General features: G+C 32.8%; 7 protein-coding genes. 5 read left to right on the top strand and 2 right to left on the bottom strand.

The genetic code is table 11. From position 1 onward, the window contains the following. Positions 1-478: 478 nt before the first annotated feature. From rpmH to mnmG, 5 genes are all read left to right on the top strand, one after another. Entirely contained in the window at positions 479-619 is a 141-nt protein-coding gene (rpmH, locus tag G6Z82_RS06505; protein WP_006729295.1) for a 50S ribosomal protein L34, read from the top strand. 49 nt (positions 620-668) lie between these two features. Then, a complete protein-coding gene (rnpA, locus tag G6Z82_RS06500) occupies positions 669-1,040 on the top strand; it encodes a ribonuclease P protein component (RefSeq protein WP_006729296.1) in 372 nt (123 codons plus the stop codon). A 1-nt stretch (position 1,041) separates the two neighbouring features. Continuing rightward, positions 1,042-1,917, top strand: coding sequence for a membrane protein insertase YidC (locus G6Z82_RS06495; protein WP_006732068.1), 876 nt, complete (start codon positions 1,042-1,044; stop codon positions 1,915-1,917). Between the two features lie 99 nt (positions 1,918-2,016). Beyond that, positions 2,017-3,402, top strand: a complete 1,386-nt coding sequence (gene mnmE, locus G6Z82_RS06490; RefSeq protein WP_006734726.1) for a tRNA uridine-5-carboxymethylaminomethyl(34) synthesis GTPase MnmE — start codon at positions 2,017-2,019, stop codon at positions 3,400-3,402. A gap of 11 nt (positions 3,403-3,413) precedes the next feature. Beyond that, positions 3,414-5,306 (top strand): tRNA uridine-5-carboxymethylaminomethyl(34) synthesis enzyme MnmG, encoded by a 1,893-nt coding sequence (gene mnmG / locus G6Z82_RS06485; protein WP_006731391.1) that lies wholly within the window; start codon positions 3,414-3,416, stop codon positions 5,304-5,306. Positions 5,307-5,394: 88 nt separating this feature from the next. Here mnmG and nrdE read toward each other — a convergent pair whose 3' ends face one another. Further along, positions 5,395-7,572, bottom strand: coding sequence for a class 1b ribonucleoside-diphosphate reductase subunit alpha (gene nrdE / locus G6Z82_RS06480; protein ID WP_006734695.1), 2,178 nt, complete (start codon positions 7,570-7,572; stop codon positions 5,395-5,397). After that, positions 7,562-7,987 (bottom strand): class Ib ribonucleoside-diphosphate reductase assembly flavoprotein NrdI, encoded by a 426-nt coding sequence (gene nrdI / locus G6Z82_RS06475; RefSeq protein ID WP_006733297.1) that lies wholly within the window; start codon positions 7,985-7,987, stop codon positions 7,562-7,564. The genes nrdE and nrdI overlap by 11 nt, the downstream gene beginning before the upstream one ends.

The raw sequence follows: 7,987 nt of genomic DNA, 5'->3' as shown, positions 1-7,987 counted from the left end.
AGTATTACCTCCGAGAAGATCGTGGTTGATAATTAATAAAATAAGTTTAACATTTTATTCTATGTTTTTCCACAGGTGCAAAACTATAATACACTTTTAAACATAATTGTGAACAAAAAAAAGCTTTTATCCACAAGAAAGCTGCAAAATATCAAAATTTTTGCAGTTATAAACAGAGCGGTTGTGAATAAAAAAAGTAAGAGTATCAACAACAAAATAATCATTTTGCAAAAATAATCCACAGGCTGTGTATAATTTTGTAAACAAGATGTTAATTGTTGATAACTTTGTAAAAATCCTTGTTGATAATATAAATATAAAAAAATTAATCGCAAAAAATTCACAAAACAAAAACGACTAAAAAAATAAATAAAGAATATCTATAGTATTTTTTTCAATAAAAGACTTGGCTTTTTCTTTTATCTGTGATATCCTAAATTAGAAATTGTGCTTATAGTACTAAACGGAGGTGCACATAATGACCACTAAGAGAACTTATCAACCAAAGAAGCGTCACCGTTCACGTGTTCATGGTTTTATGAAGCGTATGGCAACAGCAAATGGCCGTAAGGTTTTAGCAAGACGCCGTAAAAAGGGTAGAAAAGTCTTATCTGCTTAAGCCACTGATATTCAGTGGTTTTTTTAGTTTAAAGTTAGGATGAGTTATTTTGAGAAAATCCTATCGTGTAAAATCAGAAAAAGATTTTCAATTGGTATTTGAAACTGGACAGTCTATGGCTAATAAAGCCTTTGTCTTATATCAATTAGACAAGGTTAATCAGCCACATTTTCGCGTAGGTATATCTGTTGGTAAAAAGGTTGGCCATAATGCGGTTTTGAGAAATCGTATAAAAAGATGTATCAGAGCAGCAATCACTGAAGATAAGCATATGATAAAAAAAGATGTCGATTTTTTAGTAATTGCTAGACCATATGTAAAAGATCTTGATATGAAATGTATAAAGGCAAATTTAGAGCATGTTATGAAACTGTCTAATTTATTGATTAGTGATATACCATCGCAAGTTGAGGAGAATTAAAGTGAGCGACTTTCTATCAAAGAAAAATTTAAAAAAGATAATAGTAATCGCAACGATTTTACTTATTTCATTAACCATAACGGGGTGTGTTTCTACAAGTAGTAATGGTTCTGTACCGCCTTTGTCAAACAATAGTGGCAGTTTTTGGGATCGTTATATTTTATACTATATTTCAAGTTTTATTTTATGGCTTGCAGCAATATTACATAACGCATATGGCTGGTCAATAGTTGTATTTACTATTATTGTTAGGGTTGTATTATTGCCATTAAATGCTATTTCAATTAAAAGTATGGCTAAACAGCAAAGTTTACAACCTGAGATGGAAGCTTTACGTAAGAAATATTCAGATAGAGATGCTGAAACTCGTAGAAAATTACAAGAAGAAACTAGTAAGTTGTACAAGGAAAGTGGAGTTAATCCATATTTAGGCTGTTTACCTATGTTAATCCAGATGCCGATTATGATTGCTTTGTGGCAAGCTATTTTAAGAACTCCTGAATTGCAAAATGGACGGTTTTTGTGGATGGATTTAGGACATCCTGATCCTTATATGGTTATGCCAATCTTAGCAGCTATTTTTACATTTATTGCAAGTTACATAGGGCAATTATCTCAAGCTAAATCATCTAATAATGCAATGACTAAGGGCATGACATATGTTATGCCAGTATTTATTGGTGTGATGGCATGTAGTCTGCAGTCAGCATTATCCTTGTATTGGGTAATTTCCAATTTGTTCCAAGCGATTCAAACCTTCTTTTTGCAAAATCCGATAAAATATTATCGTGAATTAAAGCTTAAACAGATGCAAGAAAAAGAGCGTAAGGCCAAGTATAGGAAAATATATAAGAAATTCGGTCGAAAAATTAAATAGTTATCTATAGTTATTAGATAAAGTAGTCAAAGTGCTTTATCCATCAATGTAGTGGTGGAGTGGGCACTTTTTTTATACAAAATTAATTAAGGTGAAATTATGGTACAGGTTTTAACACAATATGATACTATTGCTGCAATTGCCACACCAATCGGTGAAGGCGGTATATCCATTATTAGGGTTTCGGGTGAAAATGCGTTAGAAATAGTCAATAAAATCTTCCGAGGAGCAAATTTGAATAAAGTTGCCTCGCATACTATTCATTATGGACATATTATCGATTATGCTAATAAAGACGTAGTAGATGAAGTTTTAGTAACAGTAATGTTAGCTCCTAAAACATTTACTCGAGAAAATACGGTTGAAGTATCCTGTCATGGTGGATTATTAGTGACACAAAAAATATTACAATTGATTCTTGATAATGGAGCTAGAATGGCTACGCCAGGGGAATTTACTAAGCGTGCATTTATTAATGGACGAATTGATTTAACGCAAGCTGAATCGATTATGGATATTATTGAAGCTAAGACTGATCGGGCTAGACAAGTAGCAATGAAGCAATTAGAAGGTGGACTTCTTTTTGAAATTAGAAAATTGCGACAAGAACTTTTGAATACCATGGCACATGAAGAAGTTAATATTGATTATCCTGAATATGATATGGACGATGTTACTTCTAAAGAAATGTATGACAAGGCTCAACAAGTTATCAAAGAAATAGATAAATTATTAGCCACTGCTCAAGAAGGAAAGGTAGTTAGGTCTGGACTTGCAACAGCTATTGTTGGTAGACCTAATGTTGGTAAATCTTCGTTATTAAATTACTTATCTAAAGAAGAAAAGGCTATTGTAACTAATATAGCAGGTACTACTCGTGATACTTTAGAGGAGTATGTATCATTAAAAGGCATTTTATTAAAACTAATTGATACAGCAGGAATAAGACAAACAGATGATATAGTTGAAAAAATTGGTGTAGAACGTTCAAAAAGAGCTATAACTGAATCTGATTTAGTTTTGTTGCTAATAAATTCTAGTGAAGAATTAACTGAAGAGGATCAGAAATTATTAGAATTAACGCAAGATAAAAAAAGGATTATCATTTTAAACAAAGCTGATCAAGTAGCAAAAATAACTAAAAAAGATATTCAAAAAATTACTGATAGTCCTATTGTGACGATTTCAGTATTAAAGAAAAAAAATATGATTGGATTAGAAGAGGCAATTAAATCTTTATTTTTACAGGGAATTACTGATTCAAAAAGTGAAGTTATGGTAACAAATCAAAGACAAAACGATTTACTCAGAAAGGCCAAGCAATCATTAATAGAGGCTATTGAGGCTATTAATGATAATATGCCATTAGATCTTGTGCAAATAGATCTAAAAGAGGCGTGGGATAGCTTAGGTGAAATTACGGGTGACACAGCACCTGATGAATTAATAACACAATTATTTAGTAAGTTTTGTCTTGGAAAGTAGGGTATTCAAAAATGAAGACATATAATTCTAACGAATATGATGTGATTGTTGTGGGAGCAGGACATGCTGGATGTGAAGCTGCACTAGCTGCAGCCAGAATGGGGGAAAAGACACTTTTATTGACTATCAATTTGGATATGGTAGCTTTCATGCCTTGCAATCCATCTGTTGGTGGTCCAGCTAAAGGAACGGTAGTACGTGAAGTAGATGCCTTAGGTGGTCAAATGGGCAAAAATATAGATGCAACATATGTTCAGATGCGAATGCTGAATACAGGTAAGGGTCCTGCTGTGCGTGCATTACGTGCTCAAGCAGATAAGTGGAAATACCACGAATATATGAAAAATACTATTGAAAATACACCTAATTTGACTTTGCGACAAGGAATGGCTGATGAATTGATTGTTGAAGAAGGTATATGTAAAGGCTTAATAACCAATACAGGAGCAAAATATTTAGCCAAAAGTGTAGTTTTAACACCTGGTACAGCTACGCGTGGCAGAATTATCATTGGTGAATTAACTTATTCATCTGGACCTAATAACTCCTTGCCTTCTATCAAGTTAGCTGAAAATTTGGAAAAATTAGGTTTTAAGATGCGTCGTTTTAAAACGGGAACTCCTCCACGTGTGGATGGTAATACGATTGATTATTCTAAAACTGAAGAGGAGCCGGGCGATAAGGAGCCAAGACATTTTTCATATACTACTAGCGATGATGATTATCTTAAAGATCAATTATCTTGTTATATGACATATACTAATCCCGTTACACATGAAATAATTAGAAAAAATTTAGATAGAGCACCTATGTTTTCTGGTGTGATAAAGGGAGTGGGTCCTCGTTATTGTCCATCTATTGAATCTAAGATTGTTAGATTTGCTGATAAAGATAGACATCAAATATTTTTAGAACCTGAAGGTTGGAAAACAAGAGAAATATATGTTGGCGATTTTTCAACTTCAATGCCTGAGGAGGTTCAATTAAAGATGTTACACTCTGTGGTTGGATTAGAAAAAGCAGAAATGATGCGTCCAGGGTATGCGATAGAGTACGATGTAATTGAACCATGGCAATTAAAGCATACATTAGAAACTAAAAATATTCGTCATTTGTTTACTGCAGGTCAAATGAATGGCACATCAGGTTATGAAGAAGCAGCAGGGCAAGGACTAATTGCAGGTATTAATGCAGCATTAAGTGCACAAAATAAGCCGGGATTTGTATTGGGTCGTGATGAAGCTTATATTGGTGTTCTGATAGATGATTTAGTTACCAAAGGAACTAATGAACCTTATCGTTTGTTAACTAGTCGTGCTGAATATCGTTTATTATTACGACATGATAATGCAGATTTGCGTTTAACAGAAAAAGGGTATAACTTAGGTCTGATTTCCGAAGAGCGTTATCAAGAATTTTTACGTAAAAAAGAAGCAATTGCGACGACTATGAAAAATATAAAGTCTATAACAATTCATCCAACTGAGGAAGTACAAAATTATTTAAAGGATATCAAGCAGGATGCACTAAATGGAGCAGTTAATGGAGCTGATTTCTTAAAACGACCACGTGTAACTTTTGACGCTATTGAAAAATTAACAGGTAAAAAATTAGCGGCTGATAGATATGTCAAAGAGCAGGTTGAGATTGCTTTAAAATACGAAGGTTATATTAAGAAAGAAAAGATTATGGTGGATCGCTTGCATCGATTAGAATCTAAGAAAATACCTGAAGGTATTGATTATGCAGCAATTCCAAGTTTGGCTACTGAAGCTAGACAAAAATTTGAAAAAATACGACCTGAATCTATTGCACAAGCTGAAAGAATATCAGGTGTTAATCCTGCAGACTTAGCTGTTTTGACAGCTTATATACAGCAGGGCAGAATTGCAAAAATCAAATAAAATTAAGCAAGGCACAAAAAAACGACTTTATTGTTAGGCGTATCGTCTAAGTTATAAAGTCGTTTTTATTAGTTTAAAAGTGATTTTACTATAACATACATACTTGACATTCTTTAGAGCCAGTACATTTGAATTTATCTGTTTTGATAACTTCATCAGCAGCTAGATTTTCACTACCTTCTAGTACTTCTTGTCTAACACGAACGTAGTAAATGGTTGCACATTTCTTCTTAAAAGCATAGATATAAGCTTTATTTAAATCTCGTGTAGTAGCTTTATCTGTCATAAATAAAGTTAATGAGATAGCTTGATCTACATGTTTTTGAGCAGCAGCTACTATGTCTATAATAGCTGCGGGACCTACTTCATAGGCACCTTTTTGATAATATTTGTAATTATTGTTATCAATTTTATATGCGGGAACGTATATTCGTCCAACCATTCCTTCTTTTCTAGTTTCAACAGGAGCTACAACTGGTTGTAAACTTGGGGTACAAGAAGATAAGTAGCTGATAGAACCCGTTGGAGCTACAGCTAGTAAGTGCGAATTAGCTAAACCATATTTTTTTATATTGTTTACCAGATTATTCCAATCTTCACGACTTGGAATATAAAAATGATATTTATTTAATAGATCTTTAATAGTAGCTGTTTTTGGTAAATTATCATGCTCAGTATATTTCTTAAAGTAAGAACCGTCAGCATATTCAGATTCTTTAAAACCAGAATATGCTCCAAATTTTTGAGCTAACTTGTTAGAAGCTTTGAATGCATAGTATGCAGTTGCGTAGAAAAACATATCAGTAAAATCAACTGCTTCGGGTGAATTGTAGAATATATGGTTAGTTGCTAAAAAGCCGTGTAAGTTCATAGCTCCTAATCCGACAGCATGGTTCGCTAAATTACCTTTTCTGATTGAAGGGGCACATTTTAAATTTGATTCACGTGAAACACGATCTAAAGCTCTGATACTATTAGCAACTAAATGTTCAAAATGTTCCGAGTCATCCATAGCCTTTGCAATATTGAGTGAACCTAAGTTACAGCAAATATCATGTCCAGTTTTTGAAAAACTTAAATCTTCATTGTACTCACTAGGTGTGTTGACTTGTGCAATTTCCGAACATAAATTTGACATTACAATGCGTCCTTCTTTTTTGTTTGGATTTCTATCATTAACGGTATCTTCAAACATAATATAAGGATAACCTGATTCGAATTGTAATTCAGCAATCGTTTGAAATAATTTACGTGCACTGATATATGTTTTCTTGATCTTAGGATTGGCTACCAATTTATCATATTCTTTGGTGATTGAAATATCGGACATAGGTTTGCCATATTCTCGCATAATGTCATAGGGGGAAAAGAGAGCCATGTCTTTATTTTCTTTTGCTAGTTGAAAGGTGATATCTGGAATTACAACACCTAATGATAAAGATTTTATTCGTATCTTTTCGTCAGCATTTTCTCTTTTTGTATCTAAAAATTTAAGTATCTCAGGATGATGAGCGTGTAAATATACCGCTCCAGCTCCCTGACGTTGCCCTAGTTGATTTGCATAAGAAAATGAATCTTCGAGCAATTTCATGACGGGTATAATACCACTAGATTGATTTTCTATTTTTTTAATCGGTGCTCCAAATTCGCGAAGATTAGTTAAACACAAAGCCACTCCGCCACCACGTTTAGATAATTGCAAACTAGTGGTAATGCTTCGGGAAATAGATTCCATATTATCTTCAACACGAAGCAAATAGCATGATATATATTCGCCACGTCTTTTTTTACCAGCATTAAGAAAAGTTGGTGTAGCTGGTTGAAATCTATTGTGAATAATGTCCATTAATAATGAAGTAGCAAAGTCTTCATCACCATCAGCTAAGAATAAGGCGTTCATTACCACACGGTCTTCGTAATTTTCAAGATATTCTTTGTGGTCATTAGTTTTTAAGGCGTAGGCATTGTAAAATTTTACAGCTCCCATAAAATTAGGAAAGGTAAAGTGTTGATCGTATGCTTTTTTTGTTAACTTTTCGATAAATTCAATATTATATTTAGCTAGTAAATCTTTGTCATAATAGTCATTATCAATTAAAAAATTTAATCTTTCTCGAAATGATTTGAATTTTTTAGTATTCGGATTAATTTTTTCATCTATGTATGCTTTAACAGCTTTTTTATCAGCTTCAAAGTTAAAATGACCATTTTCATCTTTAAATTCTGTTAATGCATTTAAAGAAATATAAGTTTCATTATTTTTCATCGTTATTTTGTTTCCACCGTTCTGTTTTTAATATATTTAAGACATTTTCAACGTCTTCCATTGTACCTAGCAATTCAAATTGATATAAAAAGGGAACATGTAATTTTTTGGATATTATAGGTCCGGCTACAGCAAATTGATCTCCAAAGTTAGTGTTACCTGAAGAAATTACGCCCCGGCAATAGCTTCTATTATCTTTATCATTTAAGAATTGTATAACTTGTTTAGTTACAGCACCATGCATATGCAATCTACCGCCGCAATAGGTAGGAACAATTAGAATATAATCTTCATTAACTTTTATTGGAGTACCATCTAATGGAATTCTTACAGAACGCCAATTTAATTTTTGTACAAACCTGTGTGTATTATTTGATGATGTAGAAAAATAAACTACTAATATTTTTTTATCCAT

Origin of the sequence: Lactobacillus iners (genome assembly GCF_011058775.1) — a bacterium.
In the GTDB taxonomy this organism is placed as follows: domain Bacteria; phylum Bacillota; class Bacilli; order Lactobacillales; family Lactobacillaceae; genus Lactobacillus; species Lactobacillus iners.
The sequence above is the reverse complement of the archived record's forward strand: the minus strand, read 5'-3'. Positions and strand labels throughout refer to the sequence as shown.